The organism is Achromobacter sp. GW823-FHT04E03, assembly GCF_058796095.1.
Map to the genome: position 1 here is coordinate 2,175,270 of NZ_JBXAIJ010000001.1, position 18,877 is coordinate 2,194,146.

The 18,877-nt window shown below is 66.2% G+C and carries 22 protein-coding genes; 16 read left to right on the top strand and 6 right to left on the bottom strand.

The features are described from left to right. The first annotated feature begins 74 nt into the window (after positions 1–74). The 5 genes from AC1RHV_RS10210 (at position 75) to AC1RHV_RS10230 (ending at position 2,253) form a co-directional block, all read left to right on the top strand. The gene (locus AC1RHV_RS10210) at positions 75–395 is read left to right on the top strand and encodes a BON domain-containing protein (RefSeq protein ID WP_492300621.1); all 321 of its coding nucleotides are present in this window, start codon (positions 75–77) and stop codon (positions 393–395) included. Positions 396–488: 93 nt separating this feature from the next. Further along, complete coding sequence (locus AC1RHV_RS10215; protein ID WP_492300623.1) at positions 489–734, top strand: hypothetical protein; 246 nt, start codon at positions 489–491, stop codon at positions 732–734. 35 nt (positions 735–769) lie between these two features. Continuing rightward, positions 770–1,279, top strand: a complete 510-nt coding sequence (locus tag AC1RHV_RS10220) for a CinA family protein (RefSeq protein WP_054453507.1) — start codon at positions 770–772, stop codon at positions 1,277–1,279. An 86-nt stretch (positions 1,280–1,365) separates the two neighbouring features. Next, the gene (locus AC1RHV_RS10225; RefSeq protein WP_119449578.1) at positions 1,366–1,926 is read left to right on the top strand and encodes a DUF4142 domain-containing protein; all 561 of its coding nucleotides are present in this window, start codon (positions 1,366–1,368) and stop codon (positions 1,924–1,926) included. A gap of 93 nt (positions 1,927–2,019) precedes the next feature. After that, positions 2,020–2,253, top strand: coding sequence for a hypothetical protein (locus AC1RHV_RS10230; protein ID WP_054453510.1), 234 nt, complete (start codon positions 2,020–2,022; stop codon positions 2,251–2,253). A 3-nt stretch (positions 2,254–2,256) separates the two neighbouring features. Here AC1RHV_RS10230 and AC1RHV_RS10235 read toward each other — a convergent pair whose 3' ends face one another. Continuing rightward, positions 2,257–2,460 (bottom strand): hypothetical protein, encoded by a 204-nt coding sequence (locus tag AC1RHV_RS10235; protein WP_054453512.1) that lies wholly within the window; start codon positions 2,458–2,460, stop codon positions 2,257–2,259. A 111-nt stretch (positions 2,461–2,571) separates the two neighbouring features. Between AC1RHV_RS10235 and AC1RHV_RS10240 the strand changes: the two genes are divergently transcribed. After that, entirely contained in the window at positions 2,572–3,657 is a 1,086-nt protein-coding gene (locus AC1RHV_RS10240; RefSeq protein ID WP_119449577.1) for a mechanosensitive ion channel family protein, read from the top strand. A 253-nt stretch (positions 3,658–3,910) separates the two neighbouring features. Here the strand turns inward: AC1RHV_RS10240 and AC1RHV_RS10245 are convergent, their stop codons facing one another. The 3 genes from AC1RHV_RS10245 to AC1RHV_RS10255 form a co-directional block, all read right to left on the bottom strand. Beyond that, complete coding sequence (locus tag AC1RHV_RS10245) at positions 3,911–5,389, bottom strand: phosphoglucose isomerase-related protein (protein ID WP_492300625.1); 1,479 nt, start codon at positions 5,387–5,389, stop codon at positions 3,911–3,913. 144 nt (positions 5,390–5,533) lie between these two features. Further along, positions 5,534–5,932: a PRC-barrel domain-containing protein gene (locus AC1RHV_RS10250; protein WP_054453518.1), complete on the bottom strand. Its 399-nt coding sequence runs from the start codon at positions 5,930–5,932 to the stop codon at positions 5,534–5,536. Positions 5,933–6,106: 174 nt separating this feature from the next. Then, on the bottom strand, positions 6,107–6,286 hold the full coding sequence (locus AC1RHV_RS10255; RefSeq protein ID WP_125472928.1) for a hypothetical protein: 180 nt from the start codon (positions 6,284–6,286) through the stop codon (positions 6,107–6,109). 107 nt (positions 6,287–6,393) lie between these two features. Here AC1RHV_RS10255 and AC1RHV_RS10260 point away from each other — a divergent pair, with 107 nt between their 5' ends. From AC1RHV_RS10260 to AC1RHV_RS10280, 5 genes are all read left to right on the top strand, one after another. Beyond that, the gene (locus tag AC1RHV_RS10260) at positions 6,394–6,927 is read left to right on the top strand and encodes a DUF421 domain-containing protein (protein WP_125472929.1); all 534 of its coding nucleotides are present in this window, start codon (positions 6,394–6,396) and stop codon (positions 6,925–6,927) included. Positions 6,928–7,142: 215 nt separating this feature from the next. Continuing rightward, the gene (locus AC1RHV_RS10265) at positions 7,143–7,493 is read left to right on the top strand and encodes a hypothetical protein (protein ID WP_054453523.1); all 351 of its coding nucleotides are present in this window, start codon (positions 7,143–7,145) and stop codon (positions 7,491–7,493) included. 183 nt (positions 7,494–7,676) lie between these two features. Beyond that, positions 7,677–8,633 (top strand): glycosyltransferase family 9 protein, encoded by a 957-nt coding sequence (locus tag AC1RHV_RS10270; RefSeq protein ID WP_054453525.1) that lies wholly within the window; start codon positions 7,677–7,679, stop codon positions 8,631–8,633. Then, positions 8,608–9,726 (top strand): glycosyltransferase family 4 protein, encoded by a 1,119-nt coding sequence (locus AC1RHV_RS10275; protein ID WP_192492841.1) that lies wholly within the window; start codon positions 8,608–8,610, stop codon positions 9,724–9,726. Before AC1RHV_RS10270 ends, AC1RHV_RS10275 begins: the two co-directional genes overlap by 26 nt. Before the next feature lie 64 nt (positions 9,727–9,790). After that, positions 9,791–10,396 (top strand): hypothetical protein, encoded by a 606-nt coding sequence (locus AC1RHV_RS10280; RefSeq protein ID WP_192353434.1) that lies wholly within the window; start codon positions 9,791–9,793, stop codon positions 10,394–10,396. A gap of 39 nt (positions 10,397–10,435) precedes the next feature. Here AC1RHV_RS10280 and AC1RHV_RS10285 read toward each other — a convergent pair whose 3' ends face one another. Then, positions 10,436–10,825 carry an OsmC family protein gene (locus tag AC1RHV_RS10285; RefSeq protein WP_492300629.1) on the bottom strand — a complete coding sequence of 130 codons (390 nt, stop codon included), beginning with the start codon at positions 10,823–10,825 and terminating at the stop codon, positions 10,436–10,438. A gap of 396 nt (positions 10,826–11,221) precedes the next feature. On the opposite strand from AC1RHV_RS10285, the gene AC1RHV_RS10290 reads away from it, so the two are divergent. Genes AC1RHV_RS10290 through AC1RHV_RS10300 form a run of 3 tightly spaced genes read left to right on the top strand, consistent with a single transcriptional unit; the run spans position 11,222 to position 15,026 of the window. Continuing rightward, the gene (locus tag AC1RHV_RS10290; protein WP_054453532.1) at positions 11,222–11,695 is read left to right on the top strand and encodes a (2Fe-2S)-binding protein; all 474 of its coding nucleotides are present in this window, start codon (positions 11,222–11,224) and stop codon (positions 11,693–11,695) included. After that, positions 11,692–13,983, top strand: a complete 2,292-nt coding sequence (locus AC1RHV_RS10295; protein WP_492300632.1) for a xanthine dehydrogenase family protein molybdopterin-binding subunit — start codon at positions 11,692–11,694, stop codon at positions 13,981–13,983. Before AC1RHV_RS10290 ends, AC1RHV_RS10295 begins: the two co-directional genes overlap by 4 nt. A gap of 2 nt (positions 13,984–13,985) precedes the next feature. Continuing rightward, entirely contained in the window at positions 13,986–15,026 is a 1,041-nt protein-coding gene (locus tag AC1RHV_RS10300; RefSeq protein WP_492300633.1) for an XdhC family protein, read from the top strand. A 304-nt stretch (positions 15,027–15,330) separates the two neighbouring features. On the opposite strand, the gene AC1RHV_RS10305 is transcribed toward AC1RHV_RS10300, so the two are convergent. Beyond that, positions 15,331–16,296, bottom strand: a complete 966-nt coding sequence (locus AC1RHV_RS10305) for a Bug family tripartite tricarboxylate transporter substrate binding protein (RefSeq protein ID WP_346546156.1) — start codon at positions 16,294–16,296, stop codon at positions 15,331–15,333. Between the two features lie 147 nt (positions 16,297–16,443). Here AC1RHV_RS10305 and AC1RHV_RS10310 point away from each other — a divergent pair, with 147 nt between their 5' ends. Both AC1RHV_RS10310 and glcF read left to right on the top strand, forming a co-directional pair. Continuing rightward, on the top strand, positions 16,444–17,400 hold the full coding sequence (locus tag AC1RHV_RS10310; RefSeq protein ID WP_054453540.1) for a helix-turn-helix domain-containing protein: 957 nt from the start codon (positions 16,444–16,446) through the stop codon (positions 17,398–17,400). A 107-nt stretch (positions 17,401–17,507) separates the two neighbouring features. Continuing rightward, complete coding sequence (gene glcF / locus AC1RHV_RS10315) at positions 17,508–18,875, top strand: glycolate oxidase subunit GlcF (RefSeq protein ID WP_492300636.1); 1,368 nt, start codon at positions 17,508–17,510, stop codon at positions 18,873–18,875. Positions 18,876–18,877: the final 2 nt, after the last annotated feature.

Consider the following 18,877-nt stretch of genomic DNA (forward strand, 5'->3'; position numbering starts at 1 on the left):
CACAGGCATGCGAGTTGCTCGCTTCCCGCGGGGCGGCATTTCCTGCCGCCATCCACGGCAAAGGAGCACTATCCATGGTCGGAAAATCCATAGTTCACGGCCTGGGCGCAGCAATGCTCGCCTTGGCGCTGGCAGGCTGCGCGGCGCAGGACGGCCATCGCAGCACGGGCCAGTACACCGATGACGTCACTACCACGGCGCGCGTGCGGGAGGCGTTGCTGAAGACGCCCAATTTACGGTCCAACACCATACAGGTTGAAACCTACCAGGGCGTGGTCCAGCTCAGCGGCTTTGCCGACAACGAAGACAGCGCGGCCTCCGCCGTCGGTGCGGCCCGGGGCGTGGCGGGCGTGAAGGAGATCCGCAACAACATCCAGGTGCGAAATCCGCAGTAATGCGCGGCGGCGCTCGGGAGGATGGGCCAGCCGGGCACGCGGCTTGCTGCGCAACGTCTCATAGAGCCCATTGCAGCCCTACGGAGAATCATCATGCCTGGCACGCCCGTCAACTCCCTGCCCGATCCCGAGACCGATCCCTCCCCCCGCCCCGACCTGGGTCCCAGCGATTCGTCGGACTCGGCCAGCGACCTGCCTCAGGACCTGGTCCATACCGATAGCGATGCTCAAGGCACAGGCGACCACGAAGGCGCCGACATAGGCGCGGACCGGGTCACCGATGCAGACCATGCCGGCGTATCGCGCAAGCCGCCCGACCCGGTGCGCAACGGCGGCTAGGCCAGGCGATCGTCAACCGGAAAGGGCCATCCGCCATGGACGCGATCGAACGCATCGCCGCGTACATGCATGAACACGCCTTGACGCTGGTCACGGCGGAATCATGCACGGCCGGCCTCATCGCCGCCACGCTGGCGGATGTGGCGGGTGCAGGTTCGCTGCTGGACTGCGCATTCGTGGTCTATTCCCCGCAGGCAAAGATGCGTTGCCTTGGGGTGACGCCCGCGACCCTGGCGCGGCACAACCTCACGAGCGAGCCGGTAGCGCGGGAGATGGCGCTGGGCGCATCGCGGCAAAGCCCGGCGCTGATCGCCATTTCCAATACAGGCGTCACCGACTCGGTCGACGACGACATTCCCGCTGGCACGCAGTGCTATGCCTGGGTCTTCAAGGCGGGCCAAGCCGATGCCGCGCCGGCAATCTACGCCGAAACCCGGCGCTTCTCCGGCAACCGCAACGGCATACGCCTGGCCAGCGCCCGCTATGCCCTGCAGCGTCTGGTGGAGTACCACGCCGAACTGACGGGCAAGCCCAAGCCCCGCTGAAGTCGCTGACGGGCGGGAACAGCGATTGCTGGTGGCTGCAGGCTCCCACCCATAACGGCGCACCGCGCCCAAATCTGGAGGTTTCCATGAAAACCCGCTATCTGACCGCCACGATCCTCGCCTCGCTGACGTTGGCTGCCGCCCATGCTGCGCAGGCGCAAACCGCGCCCGCCGCGCCTCCCACGGCCGCGGCAGCGAAACTGGACAGCGCCGACCGGGACTTCCTGGAGAACGCAGCCCAGGCCGGCCACCTGGAAGTCGCTGGCAGCAAGCTCGCTCTTGAAAAAGCCCGCGATCCGGACGTGAAGGCGTTTGCCCAGAAAATGATCGACGACCACGGCAAGGCCGGCCAGCAATTGGCCACGCTCGCGCAAGGCAAGGGTTATCAGGCGCCGACCGAACCCTCGCTGGTGCAGCAGGCAAAACTGAAGGCGCTGGGCTTGCGCGACGACAGCTTCGACAAGGCCTATGTGGACGAGATTGGCGTATCCGCGCACCAGGACGCGGTGAAGCTCTTCGAGAAAGCCTCGAACGACGTGAAGGATCCCGACGTCAAGCAATTCGCGATCGAGACCCTGCCGGTGCTGCAACAACACCTGGAAATGGCGACAGCCATGCAGCAACGCCTGGATGCCGCCAAGAAATAGGAGTCTTCCCCGAGATTTGGATACCAGCGAAGGAACAGATGCGCATACCTGCGGGCGCATCTGCAACCAGTGCGCTTGCTGCGGAACATGCATATGGATCGCGAGGAACTATTGGCACAAATGATCGCCACGCCAGCGGTCGACCGGGACTTCCATGACTGGCCCGAGGTGCTGGCCAACTATGCGGAATGCCTGATGGCGCTGCAGCCCAGGCTGCAGCCCGAAGAGCTGGAAAGGCTGATACGGGTTGGCGCGGATTTCTATCGCACGCTGGCGCGCGCCGAACAATATCGGCACGCGTCAGTCTGGGACGAACCGCAGCCGTAACGCTCAACCATAGGAGCCGTATGAGCGCCTGTGGTACGCCTCCCTGACGTAGCGCTTGAGTTCTGCCTCAACTGAAGAGACGGCGGCAGCTGGTTCCGCCTGCGGATCGAGCAAGCGCCGCGCTGCTTCGAGCGTGCGCCGCGCCCTCAGTTCACCTTCGCTCAAGATCTCGGCGGGCGCCGCCGTCGTATCGCGCTCTTTGTCCATGACGCTGCTCCTGAAGGCGGGCGGAATGCCGCCGCCTCGCTATCAGCAAACCACGTGCCCGCGCGGACGGCACGGCAATTGCTGCGTTGCGGCTTTCCTCCAGGAGACGGCATGCTCGCAAACTGGTTGCCTGAGGTCCGGGGCCTTTCGGACCATCCGCTGATGCTGTGGGCATTGGCGCTGACGGCGGGCGCCGCGTTGTTCTTCGCGCTGAGCGCCGCCTTGCGGATCACGCGGTCGCGGCTGCGGCAGCGCGCCGACACGCCAGGCCATCCTCTTGCGCGTTCGGTCTCCGAGGTCCTGCGGCGCACCAACAGTGTCATCTTGCTGTTGCTGTCCATCCTGATCGGCGCCGAATTCATCGGCGCCCCACTGCCCTGGAGCGCGGGCAAAGCCCAGCATCTTTGGTTCGTGCTGTTGACGCTTCAGCTCGCCCTGTGGCTCGACCGGGCAGTCGAGGTGGGACTGGATCATGCACTGGCCGCGCGCGGCCAGGTCAATGCCGTCACCGCCACCTTGTTCCGGTTCCTGCTGCGCACACTGGTTGCCGTCATCGCCCTGCTGGCCATGCTGGACAATCTGGGCGTGAACATCACCGCGCTGGTGGCCAGCCTGGGCATCGGCGGCGTCGCCGTCGCGCTGGCGGTCCAGACCATACTGAGCGATCTGTTCGCCTCGATCTCGATCGGGCTCGACAAGCCCTTCGAGGCTGGGGATTTCATCGTCTTCGGACAGGTGGCCGGCAGCATCGAGCACGTGGGCCTGAAGACGACGCGCATCCGCAGCCTGGGCGGCGAACAGATCGTGTGTTCCAACACGGAGCTGCTCAAGCAGACCATCCAGAACTACAAGCGGATGCAGCAACGGCGCATCATCTTCACCGTCCGCATCACCTACATGACGCCGGTGGACCGCGCCGCCACCGTGCCGGAGCTGATCCGACAGCAGATCGAACGCCAATCCGGCACCCGCTACGACCGGGCGCACCTGGCCCGTTTCGGCGATAACGCGCTGGAGTACGAAGCCGTCTACTACGTCATGACAGCGGACTACAACCGCTACATGGACATACAACAGGAGATCAACCTGGGCATCATGCGCGAGCTGGACACGGCCGGCATCGCGCTGGCGCTCCCCGAACGCATCGTGCACCTGCCGGCGCCCGCCCGGCAGGACGCCGATGAGCAAGCCGGCTAGCGGAGCGCCGGTGGGACCAACGCGCGGTCCAGCAGCGCGGCCAGGCGGGCGAGCCCCGCCTCCACCGGCCCCGAGATGTGCACGCGCAAGCACGGCCGGCCCCGCGAGGCCAACTCTTCCATGTCGCCCAAGGCCTGCGCACGCTGCATGGCGGCGAAACCCAGGGCGTGGCCGGGCGCTTCCAGCTCCTCCCCGGCGTCCGCGGTAATGAACAGGAATCGTCCGCCCGCGGGGCCGCCCTTGTGCAGCTGGCCTATGGAATGCAGGTAATGGTTGCAGCGCCGGTCGCCTGGCGCAGCCGGCAGCGCATCCCGGCGAGGCGCGCGTCATGGACCGGATTCCGGGCGACATAGGCCAGCAGCGACACGTAGTCGCCCTGATCCATTCCCGCAAAGTACGACGCCAGCAGCTCGATCGCGGTCGCCCCCTCGGCCTCGCCATGGAAGGCCAGCGCGCCTTCGACCAGCCGGGGCATAAGGTCGGCTACGCCGATGCCGGCTTCGTGGCGCGCCGCCAGGGCCTGCGTGCGCGCCTTGCTGGCTTCCACGTCCGGCTGATCGAACGGATTGACGCGCAGCACGGCGGCGGCCACGGCGGTGGCCATTTCCCAACGAAAGAACTCCTGGCTGAGCGACTGGGCAGACGGCAGTTCGCAACGCGCCACCGGGAATCCCGCAGCGGCCAGCCGCCGCATGCGCGTGTCCAGCTCGGCGCCGGGCGTATCGCTGCGCGCAAGATGGACGAACATGCGGTCGCGGCCATAATCGCACGCATCCCCGGCCGGCTCGTGGGCCACGGGAATGATGCCCCGCCCATTCTTGCCGGTTGATTCGGCCAGCAATTGCTCGAGCCAACACCCCACGTACTCCAGCCCGGGCGCGGCCAGGATGGTGAGCTTGTTGCGGCCGTCCAATGCTGCCTCGCCCAGCAGCGCTCCCAGAAGCAACCCCGGATTGGTGCGCGCCTGGGCCTGCGCCGCACATGCCCGCACCATGGGGCGGGCGCTGCGCAGGAATTCCGCTGGATCGTGCCCCAGCAGCGCCAGCGCGACCAGTCCGAAGGGCGACAGCACGGAGTTGCGCCCGCCCACGGACGGCTCGCCCTCGAAGACGGCGGCATAACCGTCCGCCCGCGCGCGGTCCAGCATCGGAGACCCCGGATCGGTAATGGCGACAAAGCGCTGCCCCGCTTCCTGCCGTCCAAGCCGCCGCGCCACCTGTTCATGGAAGTACGCAGCGAGCATGCGCGATTCCAGGGTCGATCCGGACTTGCTGCAGACGACAAACAGGCAACGCGTGAGATCCACCGCGGACTGCACCGCGCGCACCTGGGCCGCGTCGGTGGAGTCCAGCACGTGCAGGCGCAAGCCTCCGCTGGCCACGCCCAGCGTACGGGCCAGCGCCTCCGCGCCGAGGCTGGCGCCCCCCATGCCCAGCAACACCGCATCCGAGAACCCGGCCACGCACAACCTACGGCAGATTGCCGTCATGCGGCCGAGCGCCCGGGGCGCCATGCCCGGTTGCAGCCAGCCCAGCCAGCGATCCTCATCGGTCCCGGTCCACAGCGTGGCGTCGCGTTGCCACAGACGCGCCATCCAGGCTTCGTTTTCGGCTTGCTCGATACGCTGGCGGATACGCGCGGCCAGACCGGCCGGCGCCTGGAAGCCGAAGCCGTTGAGCGCCGCCTGACGGCCCAGGGAGACAGGGGCTCGTTCGCCGTGGCGTCTTCCCAAAAACCGGGCCGGGCGTTTTGCCTGAACAGCATCGTGGGTAAGAGGAGTATGCATGGGAAGGGCCGGCCGACCGGCATGGGAAGAAGAAAGGGGAAAAAATGGAGGGAAAAAGGGCGGCTCGCGGCCGCCCTCCCGAGCTGCGCCTTACCAGTAGGGATCCTGGTTGTAGTACTTGTGCACGCTCAACGCCCAGCTTTCGTCCGCCATCCTGGGCCAGTCGTCCTTGTCGAAGCCCGGCGCGTTCTTCAAGACCTCCTTGTCGACATTCAGGATGAAGCACTTGCGGTCGGTGTCCAGCGTCAAGGCCGCCCACGGAATCGCGAAGAGCTTGTCGCCCATGCCCAGGATACCGCCGCGCGACAGCACGGCGTAGGCCACGCGTCCCCGCGGCACGTCGATCATGATGTCCTTGATCGACCCCAGGCTTTCCCCCGAGGCATTGACGACGTCGTTGCCGTCAAGGGTGTCCGCCGCCATGATCTCGGGGCCAGGCCCGGTAGCGGAATCCTTGGGGCCGCCAACGATATTGGTTTGATGCTCCATACGTCTCTCCTATGCGGGGACCATCCCCACGTTGAACCACGGTCATGGCTGTATCGCTACGCCATTTCTTGCGCTCGATCCGAGTGGACCTATTCAGCAAGCGCCATGCCCATCCGGCCACTCGAAGACGTCCCGCCTGGCGTACGCGCTGGCGGGACGGTACGCAGCGGCCGCTCAGCCCTTGCTGCGCGCCCCAGCGCCTCGATTGCGCCTGCTTTGCTGATCCTGTCCGGTGCCTATTTGGCTGACATGGCCCTCCTTCTTGGTCCGGTTCTGCCCATCGCGGTGGCTGGCCTGGAGTTCCCGGTCGGTGTCATCGGCCGAAGGATTGGGTTTGCGGTCTTTGGGTTTCATGGCGGTCGTCCTCGTGACGGATCACGACCTCTCAGCAAATGCCATGCCCCAACTGCGTCTGTGCCTGCGCTGCCCGCACGCGGCACGGCGCTTGCTATCGAAACGCCATGGAAAAATTCGCCCAAATCTTCGAGTTGCAGGCGGGCTTTGCCGAAATGATCATCCGCGGCACGACCATGTATTGGGTGCTGTACGCGTTGCTGCGTATTTCCGGCAGACGTGACATGGGCTCCCTGGGAATGGCGGACATGCTGGTGCTGGTCTTGGTGGCGGATGCCGCGGGCAATGCCATGTCGGGCGATTCGTACTCCATGGGGGACGGCATCATCGTTGTCGCCACCATAGTCGGCTGGAGCTACCTGCTGGATCGGGTGGGCTATTACGTTCCTCCCTTGCGTCGCCTGCTTGAGCCACAGCGCGTCTGCCTGATCCGGTCCGGCAAAGTGCTGGTCCATGGACTCAGGAAAGAGCACATCACCCGCAGCGAACTGATGGAGCAACTAAGGTTGAAAGGCGTCGCCAACCTGGCTGAGGTCGAAAGAGCCTATCTGGAGGCAACAGGAGAGTTCAGTGTGGTCCGCGTGCAAGAGCGCTCCAAGGCGGGCGCCTCCACGCTGGAAGACGACGATGCCTGCGGTTAGCGTCCACCCGCAGCAGGAATGCGCACGACCGGCGAGGAAGCGGCGCGAATCGGTATATTTTTCCGGTGCGTTCGAGCTTGGGATGGAACGCCCGCTAGCGACGCGAGGCGTTCACAGGGCAAAGCACCTTTCCTTTCAGGATCACCGAGAGCCGTGCGCAGCCGGGCATGACGCTTGCGGATAGGTTCCAGCATTTCCCACATAGGAGCGTACTCATGAAAATCCGAGCCTTCACCTACGCGCTGGCCCTGTCCGCCGGACTGGCTTCGGCCGGTGCGCTGGCGCAGTCAGCCATGCCCACCTCGCCGTCCAACACGCCCAACGACAGCACCGCCGTCCCCCCCAACCAGCCCGTGCCGCCCGGACAGAAGCCGCCCGCGCCAAATGCGACGCCGAACACGCCGACCAACCCGCCCAACCTGAACAAGAGCGACCACACCCGGTCGGACATGCACAAGACCGACAAGCAGGGCCGCCACCGCGAAGCCAACGACAACGTGCCCAGCACCAAGGGCGGTGGCGCGGCGCCGCCTCCGGGCTACCCGAACTCGGGCGGTTCCAAGTAAGCGCGCAACGACGACGTGAACGCGAACCGCATACGGGCGTAGTTGTTTAGTTGTGTAAAGCACGTCCGGCAGGTTCTTCACACTCCTTAAAAGACCTCGGAAAGATTCATTCGACTGGATCGATACATTGCGCGGCAGCGGTCTGCGGACCTCCAAAAAACTGCCGTGCAAGCGAGGTTGCCCATGTCGGAAGTCGTCGTCTATGTCAGAAGCCAGCCCCGGCTGGGCGACCAGATCGTCGCCCTGCCGGCGCTCTATCAACTGAAAACCTGGTGGGCTTCCAGGCGGATCCGGGTGGTGGCCCGCGACGACCTGGCCGGCTTCTACCGCGGCGTGCCCTGGGTCGACGAGTTCGTCCGGGCCGCCACGTTCGGTGACTATCTGCGCACGCTCAAAAAGCACACCCCGGTTTGCGTCAGCCTGCATCACAGCAGCGAACGCTTCGGCCTGATCAACCTGCTGCGCCGGCCAACCATGCGCTTCGGCTTTCACAACGCGCGGATGAGCGACCTGGCCTGGACGCACTCCCATCGCAAGAGCGTTGCCGAATACATCGGCTTGGCCAATCTCCGGCTGTTGGCGTCGTACCGGCAGTTCGACGCCGAGGCCGTGGCGCGCCGCTGCTTCCAGACGCTGGCCCAGCCGCACCAGCATGCCGAGCAGGGGGCCGACGTGGTCCTGATCCCGGGCGGCGGGTCTGGCGCGTTCAAGCGCTGGAGCCTGCTGAACTACCTGCGCTTGGCTGAGAGGCTAAAGCTGCTGCTGGGCCCGGACACCCGCTACCTGTTCGTGCTGGGAGAACAAGAGGTCATCGAACGCGACAAGCTGGAAGCCATGCGGCGTCCTGAATTTTCCATCGCCTACTGCCGCTCGGTGCCGGAGCTCAGCGCTCTCATGCTGCGTGCGCGCCTGATCGTGGCCAACGATTGCGGCCCGTCGCATATCGCCCAAGGCGCTTGCGTGCCCTACGTGGGCGTGTTCAACGAGTCCAACCCGGAGTGGTTCTGGGATCGCCCCTACTCCGCCGCGGTCGTTCCCCGCCATCCCCGCGACGGCATCAATTCCATCACGCCCGACGATGTGCTGGGCGCCTGCCGCAAAGTCCTGGAGCATCATGCGCATCCTGCATACGCTGGCTGAGCGCAGCCTGGGCGGGCTGGAATTCCGCGTCCTCGAGCAATCCTCCTGGCTGCAGCGCCATGGCTACGAAGTGGCGATCGCGGCTCCGGCGGACAGCGAAATCGGGCGCGAAGCCCGGCAGCGCGGCCTGCGCGCCGTGGACATAGACTTCGACGCCGCCTACTCGCCGGCCACGGTCCTGAAGCTGCGGCGCGCGGTCAAGACGCTGCGCATCGACCTGATCGACAGCCACAGTCGCGCCGACGGCAAGACCGCCGCGCTGTGCCGCGACCTGTGCTCGGTCGTCAGGACGCGCCACTTCGCCAAGCCCATGCCTTCCTCGCCGCGTCGCCGGCTGGAATGGAAAATCGGCTGCGACCACGTCATCGCGACCAGCCTGCTGGGCAAGCAGGAACTCGTCGCGGCGCGCCTGGCGGCCGCGCAGCGGATCAGCGTGGTCGGAGAATGGGCCGCGGACGAATTCTTCCAATCCGGCGACACGCCGCAGTCACGCCTGCGCACCCGGCAAGCACTGGGCATCCGTGCCCCCGACAGCGCCTGCGTCATTGCCACCATAGGCATGCTGCGTCCCGAGAAGGGCCAGGCCGATCTGTTGCGCGTGGTGCACCGGCTGCGCCGCCAGGGCCTGCCCGCCATCGCGCTGGTGGTCGGCATGCCCACCGCCAGCACCAAGCCCTATGCCTATGCGCTGCACCAGCTGACCGTGGATCTGGGCATTTCCGAACATGTGGTGTTCGCCGGTCATCGCAACAATATTGCGGAGATGATCCGCGCCGCCGACGTGGTGCTGGTGCCTTCGGCCACCGAAGCCTGGTCGCGCGTGGTACCCGAGTCGTTCGCCGCGCGCCGCCCCGTGGTCGCCAGCGACGTGGGCGGATTGCCGGAAATCGTCACGCCGGGCCAGACCGGTTGGCTGGCTGCGCCAGGCGACGTCGCCGGCTACGCGGACCGCATCATGCAAATCCGCGGCGATCCGGGACAAACCGAAGCCATGATCGGTAACGCCCGGGCCTACGCCGAAGCCAATTTCCGGCTTGCGGGCAAGATGTTCAGCACCTTGGAAGCGTACAAGCGGGCATTGCGCCCCGCCTGAAGGGCGGGCGCCACGGCGGAAGGGGTATCATGGTGCCCCCGATTTGTTTACCCGATTCAGTACCGTGACCAAGCCCGCCCTACTGCTCGTTCTGGCAATCGCCTTGACGGGTTGCTCCAAGCAGGAAGAGACCCCCTGGGAACGGCTTCAAGCCGCCACGCCGCAACTGCAGCTGGCCGCCAACACGCCGGAAGCGGCGGTGAAATCCTGGTGGCAGGTGCGCGACGCGCACGACCGCTATACCGCCACCGCCTGCAAGGAACTGGCCGAACTCTACCGTCCCTTCAGCGCCGCCGAAGACGCGCTGAGCACCGCACAGCTGCAGGCCCGGCAGAACGGCGACCAAAAATGCAGCGTCGAGATCTACGAGCGCAGTGTCGTCAACGTCGATGTCCAATCCGACACGCGCGCCTTCGTCGTCGCCCAGATCCGCAACACCACGCCCTCCACGCCCGGCTTTCCGGTGGACAACGACGAACGCGACCGCAAGGAGCGCGGCGTGCGCATGCAGTACCTGCTGGAACGCGCCGACAAGACCCAGGACTGGAAGATCGCCCAGGTGTATGGCCGCAACCGGTATTGCGAAGTGGCCCCGGTCAACGGCTGGTGCCCGCTGTACAACCAAGCGGCAGGGTCGGCGAATAGTTATGTTTATGAGTTCGGGCAGTAGGTGAGCCTCGGGCAGAAGCGCGTTCTGCCCGCATCCTCTTCAGGCCTCCAGGAACACAGCTGGCCGCACCCGCACCGTCTTGCCCAACGTGCGCGCAACCGGCGATGCCTGCGCCGCGTCGCGAACCAGATCCTGCTGCGCCGCCGTCAGCGCCGCAGCGAAGCGCAAACTCACCTCGAATCCGGTTTCGTCATCCAGCCTATCGATGTCCACCTGCACCGTCGCCTCGGGCAACGCAACGCCGGCGCGGTCCGCGGCCATGCCGATGGACATGCAGACACAGGCCGCTAGCGCGCTTTCAAGAAGTTCGTGCGGCCGCATGCCCGCGGTTCCTCCCTTGCCGTCTTTTTGCGTGTCGGAGAGCAGGACGTTTTGGCCGTTCGTTACTTCCACGCCATAGGGCACGCCCACCCGTTTCGCCTTCACCATGCGGGTCTCCTGTCGAAGATGAAAGAGCCGACAGGCTAGGCCTGGATCGGGGACCGGGGAAGGCCAGCGGAGATGCTGGTATGGGATGTGACAGGGTGGACGTCATTGCAGCGCAACCGAAAAAATGGGGCTGCACGCGACCTGGCAGCACGGATACACCGTGCTCACCGACGGGCCGGCCGAAGGCGTAACATCCTCGGGGCTGACCCTCGACGATCCGAAGGAGCCGTTCGCGTGGGCTCCAGGCGCCAGCTCTGGCTCGTCGCCCTTAAGTTCTGTCTGGAACAATTAGGCAGATTTTTTGAATTTTTAGGCAGAATTCCGATTTGAAAAAGTGATTCACTCACGGTTCAGGCAAGCTTTCGCCTGCCATGCCCGCCCACCAAGGATTCCTCCATGACCCAACTTCAAATCAATGGCCAGGCCAAGGATATCGACGTCCCGGGCGAAACGCCCTTGCTCTGGACTTTACGGGATGAACTCGGCATGACCGGCACCAAATTCGGGTGCGGCATGGCGTTGTGCGGCGCCTGTACCGTGCACATGGACGGCGCGCCCATCCGGTCCTGTGTCACCCCGCTCTCCGCCGTGGCAGGCCACAGCATCACGACCATCGAAGGGATAGAGGCGGATGCGGTCGGCCGGGCGGTGCAGCAGGCCTGGATAGAACAGAACGTTGCCCAATGCGGCTACTGCCAGGCGGGCCAGATCATGACGGCGGTAAGCCTGCTCAAGGTCTCGGCGCAGCCGACCGACCAAGACATCGAGGACGCCATGAGCGGCAATATCTGCCGTTGCGGCACCTATCCTCGCATCCGCGCAGCCATCCAGCAGGCGGCCAGGCTCCTCGCCCAGGGAGGCAAGCAATGACGCACATCGCTCAACTTTCCCGGCGCGGCTTTCTGCAGGGCGCCTTGGGCGCGCTCACCCTGACGGTCACGGCCAGGGGTTTGATCACGGCAGCCTGGGCCGCCGAGTCCCCCGCCCAGAAGTACGGCGCTGACAGCATGCCCGGCGGCACCGTCGACGACCCGCTGGCTTTCGTCAGCATCGCCGCGGACGGCACCGTCACCATCGTCGCGCACCGCGCCGAAATGGGCACGGGCGTGCGCACCAGCCTGCCCATGGTGGTGGCCGACGAAATGGAAGCGCGCTGGGACCGCGTCAAGGTCATGCAGGCGCAGGCCGATGAAGCGCGCTATGGCAACCAGAACGTGGATGGCTCGCGCAGCGTGCGGCACTTCCTGATGCCCATGCGACGCGTCGGTGCGGCCGCCCGCCAGATGCTCGAAGCAGCGGCGGCAGCGCGCTGGTCGGTTCCTGTGGCCGAGGTCAAAGCGGTGCAACACGAGGTGCTGCACCAGCCCTCCGGGCGCCGGTTGACTTATGGCGAGTTGGCGGCGGACGCGGCCAAACAGCCGGTTCCCGCGGGCGATGCCCTCAAGCTCAAGGATCGGGCCGAGTTCCGCTATATCGGGAAGGAGCACGTGCGCCTGGTGGACCTGGAGGCCATCGGCAAGGGCCAGGCCAGCTACGGCATGGATATGCGCCTGCCCGGCATGGTCTATGCCGTCGTCGCACGTCCTCCTGTCGTCGGCGGCAAGCTGCGCCGTCTCGACAGCGCCAAGGCGCTGGCCGTGCCCGGCGTGCTGAAGGTCGTGGAGATTCCGCCAATGCAAGGGGCGCCCGCATTCCAGCCCCTGGGCGGCGTCGCAATCGTCGCGCGCAACACCTGGGCGGCCCGCCAAGGCCGCGACGCGCTGCAAATCGAATGGGACGACGGCCCCAACGGCAGCTACGACTCAAGTGCCTACCGCCAGACGCTGGAATCGGCAGCGCGCAAGCCCGGCAAGACCATGCGCAGCCAGGGCGATGCCGCGCAAGCCTGGGCCAAGGCGCCCGAAGCCGAGCGCGTCGCCGCGGAGTACTACGTTCCCCATCTGGCCCATGCCTCGATGGAACCGCCAGCGGCCACCGTCCGGATCAAGGATGGCCGCGCCGAGGTCTGGACGTCGATCCAGAACCCCATCGCCGCGCGCGATGCCGTCGCCGCCCGGCTGAAACTGGAGCCCGCCGACGTCACGGTCAATGTCTTGCTGCTGGGCGGCGGGTTCGGCCGCAAGTCCAAGCCCGATTTCGTGGACGAGGCAGCCATCGTCGCCCGCGCCATGCCCGAAGGCACGCCAGTCAAGCTGGTGTGGACTCGCGAGGACGACATTCATCATGACTATCTGCATACCGTGTCGGTCGAACGCCTGGAGGCCGTTCTGGACAAGAACGGCCAGGTCCAGTCCTGGCTGCACCGCAGCGCCGCCCCCACCATCGCCTCCCTCTTTTCGGAAGGCGCCAAGGGCCAGCAGCTCTTCGAATCGGCCATGTCGGCCATCAACATGCCGTACCGCATTCCCAACGTCCGGGTGGAAACGGCCGAAGTGGAGGCCCATGCCCGTATTGGCTGGTTCCGCTCGGTAGCCAACATTCCGCACGCCTACGCTGCCCAGTGCTTCATCGCCGAGTTGGCCCACCGCGCGGGCAAGGACCCCAAGGATTTCGCGCTCGACCTCATCGGCCCGGCGCGCAGGATCGACCCGGGCACAATGGCCGACACCTGGAACTACTCAGAATCCCCCGAGCTCTATCCCTACGACACGGGCCGCCTGCGCGGCGTGATCGAAGCGGCCTGCAAAGGCGCGGAATGGGGCAGAACACTGCCCCAGGGCCACGGCCTTGGGCTGGCATTCTGCTACAGCTTCATGAGCTACACCGCCACCGTGGTCGAGGTGGCCGTGGATGCAAAGGGCGAGGTGCGCGTGGTGGCCGTGGACATGGCGATGGACTGCGGTCCGCAAATCAACCCCGAACGCATCCGCGCGCAGATGGAAGGCGGCGCCATCATGGGCCTGGGCCTTGCCCTTGCCAGCGAGATCACGTTCGAACGCGGCCGCGTGAAGCAGAGCAACTTCCACGACTATGAAGTGCTGCGCCACAATGCCTCGCCGCGCGTGATCCGCACGCATCTGGTCAACGACGATCACACCCTGCCTCCTGGCGGCGTGGGCGAGCCCCCGGTGCCGCCCGTGGCGCCCGCCCTGTGCAATGCCATCTTTGCCGCCACCGGCAAGCGGATCCGCAGCCTGCCGGTGCGCAGGGTAGCCTAGGCATGGAGACGGTCGACGTCCGCGTGTTGCGCGAAGCCCGCGCCTGGCTGGCGGACGGGCACAGGCTGCTGCTGGCCACGGTGGTCAAGACCTGGGGCTCCTCCCCGCGCCCCGTCGGCTCCATGATGGCGCTGCGCGAAGACGGGCGCTGCGTCGGGTCTGTTTCGGGCGGGTGCATCGAAGACGACCTGATTCATCGATACACCCGCGCCCATGGCACAGGCGCCATCGCGCAAGGCGCGCCTGAACTGGTGCGCTACGGGATCGAAGCCGACGAAGCGCGCCGGTTCGGACTGCCTTGCGGCGGCACGCTGGAGCTGCTGCTGGAGTTCCAGCCGGACTACGAAACGCTGGACGCCCTGGTCCGGCGGCTCGAGTCCGGCCAGTTGGTCCAGCGCACCGTTGACGTAGCCACCGGAGCGGTGACATTGGCGCCGGCCTCGACGCCCGCCACAGTGCAATTCGACGGCGCGACGCTTTGTTCCACGCTGGGACCGCAGTACCGGATGCTGCTCATCGGCGCAGGCGCATTGGCGGAATACCTGGCCACCATGGCCTTGTTCAACGACTTTGCGGTGACCGTCTGCGATCCGCGCGGAGAACAAGTGGGCAGCTGGTCCGTGCCCGGCGTGCGCATCACGCGGGAAATGCCCGATGACGCCGTCCTGGCCCTCGCCTCCGACACGCGCACCTGCATCGTCGCCTTGAGCCACGATCCCAAGCTGGACGATCTCGCGCTCCTGGAAGCGCTGCACAGCCCGGCGTTTTACGTGGGCGCCATCGGTTCACGCCGCAATACGGGCATCCGCAGGCAACGCTTCATGGAGCATTTCGGCGAAACCGCCGCATCCCTGGAACGGCTGCATGCGCCAGTCGGCATCAATATCGGCAGCAGGACGCCCGCGGAAATCGCGGTGAGCATCATGGCGGAGATACTTGCCGTGAAGAACGGGGTTGTATTGCCTGCCATCGTCGATGGTTCTTGCCGGGGGCTACCTGCAGCACACTGTCCCGTGGCGATGACCCAACCCCTGACGCCATGAGCATCGCGCCGTGGGTAGTGAAAGGGTAAATAAAAAGCCCCGTGCAAGACATGGCTCGGAGCACTCAGGTGTGTGCCATACACACCTGGACAGCAAGGAACTGATCAAATAGCTAGAGCGGTCCGAGTGGAAACTGGGAGGAGGTCAGCACCAGCAGTCCCCGTAAGTGCCCCTGTATATCTTGCGGAATTATGTAGGTCATCGAGTCAGCACCTATCACTCATAGCCGGCGGACGGCCAGCTTCCGCCTGTCGACAGTTGCAGTAAAGCAAAGGACAAATTCGGACAGGTCGGCTCCACGCGCCTACTGCACTGGCGACAGGTTCGCCTCCTTGGCGGCCGCGGCATACATCGGAATCTCCCGGGCCATGGTATCGGCCAGGACCTGCGGTGCGCTACCTACAGGATCGATGCCCAGTTCCAGCAGGCGATCGGCCACGGCGCGCTCTCGCACGGCTGCGGATACGGCGTTCTGCAGCTTCTCGATGACGGCTTGCGGCGTGCCCGCAGGGGCGTACAGGGACGACCAGAATGACATTGCGAAATCCGGCACGCCAGACTCCGCGACGGTAGGCACGTCGGGCAACAAGGTAAAGCGCTTCGCCCCCGTGACGGCCAGCGCTTTCAGCCGGCCGCTGCGAATCTGGGGCAATACGGCCGCAGTGTCGATCAGCGCAAAGTCGATCTCGTTGGCCAACAAGGCCGCGACCACGGCAGAGTTCCCTTTGTAGTTGACCACCTCCGCTTCCAGGCCGACGCGCTTGGCGAAGAGTCCGGTCGCGAGCTGGAAGGAGTTGGCGCCCGAGCCTGCAAACAGAGGCTTGCCGCTCTTCTTGCCCTGGCCGACCAGATCGGCCACCGAGCGCGCCGAGCTTTCAGCCTTGACGGTCAGGATCATCGGAATATCCCCCACAAGGGAGATCGGCGCGAAATCGGCGACCGGATCGTAGTCCAGGTTGTTGTAGATGGCCGGATTGACGGTCATGCCGCTGCTCGGCCCCACCAGCAAGGTATAGCCGTCGGCCTCGGCCCGCTTGACGGCGCCGATCGCAATGGCGCCGCTGGCGCCCGGCCGGTTCTCCACGATGAAGGGCTGGCCCAGGCGGCGCTGCAACTGCTCGGCCATCAGGCGGGCCAGGATATCGTTGCCGCCGCCCGGCGCGAAGCCCACGATCATGCGCACGGGCCGTGCCGGATACTCTTGCGCCGCGACACAGAAAGCCGACAACGCGAGCACTGCACCTGCCCACAAAGATAGAAACCGTTTCATGCCACGCTCCATTCGTTGAACACAGTACGCCGTTACTGGGGAATGCACGGATGGCCCATTCTCCACTGCCTCGCTACATTGGGCACGACCCAACGTGCCAGCCGATGCCGCTGGCAGCGACAGCACGCAACGGACCCCGGAGCCGAAATGGCGCCTGAATGGCACAACTGGAGCACCCACGATCACGGCCAGCACGCCTTGGCGTTCTGGCAGGATGCGGTCTGCGCCGGTGTGCTGGATTCTGAATTCCGCGCCGAACCCGACGCCGGATTCGCCGGCACCATGTCCAGCCAGAACCGCGCGGGAGTCCGGCTCGTGAACTTCGCGAGCTCCCCGCACATGATCCGCCGCTCCCAGCGGCAAGTCAGCCGTCTCAATGGCGATCACATCATGCTCAGCCTGCAATTGCAGGGCAGCGCCTTGATGTCCCAGGGTGACGAGCAGTTGTGCCTGCGGCCCGGAGAATTCGGGCTGCTCGACACCGGATCCGCGTTCGACATCACGTTCCCGGAAACAACCTCGCGCCGGCTGGTGCTGTTGCCACGCCACGCCTTGAGCGCGCGCGCCCCGGGCATGCGGCGGCTACGCGCGCCGGCCAGCCTGCCGGCCGATATGCCGTTCGCGCCCGTGCTTACCGAAGCCATGCGCCTGCTGACCGATACGACGGTGAAACTGCAGGACCGCACCGTCGACACGCTGCTGGATGCCGTCATCGAAATCGTGGCGCTGCATTGCGCATCCCTGGCGGACGCCGCGGCGCCCCCTTCCACCGAACTGAGCTTCGTCGGCGTGAAGCGCCATATCGATACGGCGATCGCCAACCCGGACCTGTCGCCCGCAACGGTGGCCGCAGCCTGCCGCATATCGGTCCGCACCCTACACCGCCTGTTTGCGCGGCATGCCGCCTTGTCGTTCGAAGCCTACGTGGTGCAGGCCCGCCTGACGCTCGCGCATGAGCTGCTGGCGGCCGGCAAGACCCGCACGGTCAGCGAGGCCGCCTTCGCCTGCGGCTTCAACAATCTCTCCCACTTCACGCGGCGCTTCTCCGAGCGATACGGCGAATTGCCTGTAAATCTGCTCAAGCAAGGGCAGACCCGCGGCTGACTGACGCCCTGGGCGGCGTCCACTGACGCGCTGGGCACAGCCCCGCGCACGGCCCGACGGCAGAATGAGCTTCATCCCGGCCCTGGCCGGCAAGCTTCCGTCGCACCATGCCCAAGACCATCACCATTCACCGCCCCGACGCGGTCCGCGCTGCCGCCGAGAGTTGCGTGCATTTCGGCTTCTGCACCGCAGTCTGTCCCACCTACGTGCTCGATGGCGAAGAGCTGGATTCACCGCGCGGCCGGATCTCCCTGGCGCGCGAGATGCTGGACAGCGGCGCAGCGCCCAGCCCGGCCGCCGTGCGCCACCTGGACCGCTGCCTGTCGTGCCTGTCGTGCGAAACCACCTGCGCGGCCGGCGTTTCGTATCACGCCATCATCGACGGCGCGCGTGAGCACATCGAAAAAAGCAAGGCCCGCCCGCTGACGCAGCGCTTGCTGCGCTCAGCGCTGGCCCGGGTACTGACGACCCCCGCGCTGCTGCGTCCGGCCGCGGCCGCGGGCCGGTTGCTGCGCGGCGCCGCCGGCCGCCTCGGCGGCCCGTTGGGCGCGTTGGCCTCCCTATCCAGCGCCCCCGCACTCGCGGCTTTTGCGCCACGCACCGAAGCCGCTCCGCAGCCGCCCGCCAACCCGACGCGCCGCGTCGCGCTGCTGGACGGCTGCGCCCAATCGGTGCTCGGCGCCGAGATCAACGCCTCGGCCAAACGGCTGCTCACACGCGCCGGCATCGCCGTCGTCAACGTGCCCGGCGTGCAATGCTGCGGCGCGCTCGAACTGCACATGGGACGACGCGAGGCCGCCACTCGGCACATGGAACAGGCCGTCCGCAGCTGGTCGACCGCGCTGCTGGCGGGGCAGATCGACGCCATCATCAGCACCACATCGGGCTGCGGCTCCGTCATCAAACGCTATGAAGAGCTACTCTCTGACCGCCCCGAACTGTCGACGCAGGTGCGCCTGGTGGTCGAGGCCACTCAGGACATCTCGCAAATCGCCGCCAGTCTGTCGCTGACCGCCAGCGGCTCGGCGCTAGGCCTGGCCGTTTCGTATCACGACTCCTGTTCACTCAAGCACGGCCTGAAAATCGAACGGCCGCCGCGCCGCGCGCTGGGCAAGCTGGACATGGAGGTGCGCGATATCGCCGAATCGCATCTGTGCTGTGGCTCGGCGGGGACCTACAACATCCTCGAGCCGGCCATCTCGGACCGGCTGGGACAACGCAAGGCGGCCCACGCCTCGGCCGGCCAACCGGACGTGATCGCCGCTGGCAACATGGGATGCCTGGTGCAGATCTCGCGCTTCACGCCGGTGCCCGTGGCGCACACGGTCCAGCTGCTGGACTGGGCCACCGGCGGGCCGCCCCCACGCGGTCTTGAAGACTTCCGGCCCAAGCCGCCGCAGGCGGCGGCCGACACTCCAACGCCGGCGGCCACGCCGGTTCCGACAACCGCCGGCAGCGGCGATCTTCTGTGGTGAAA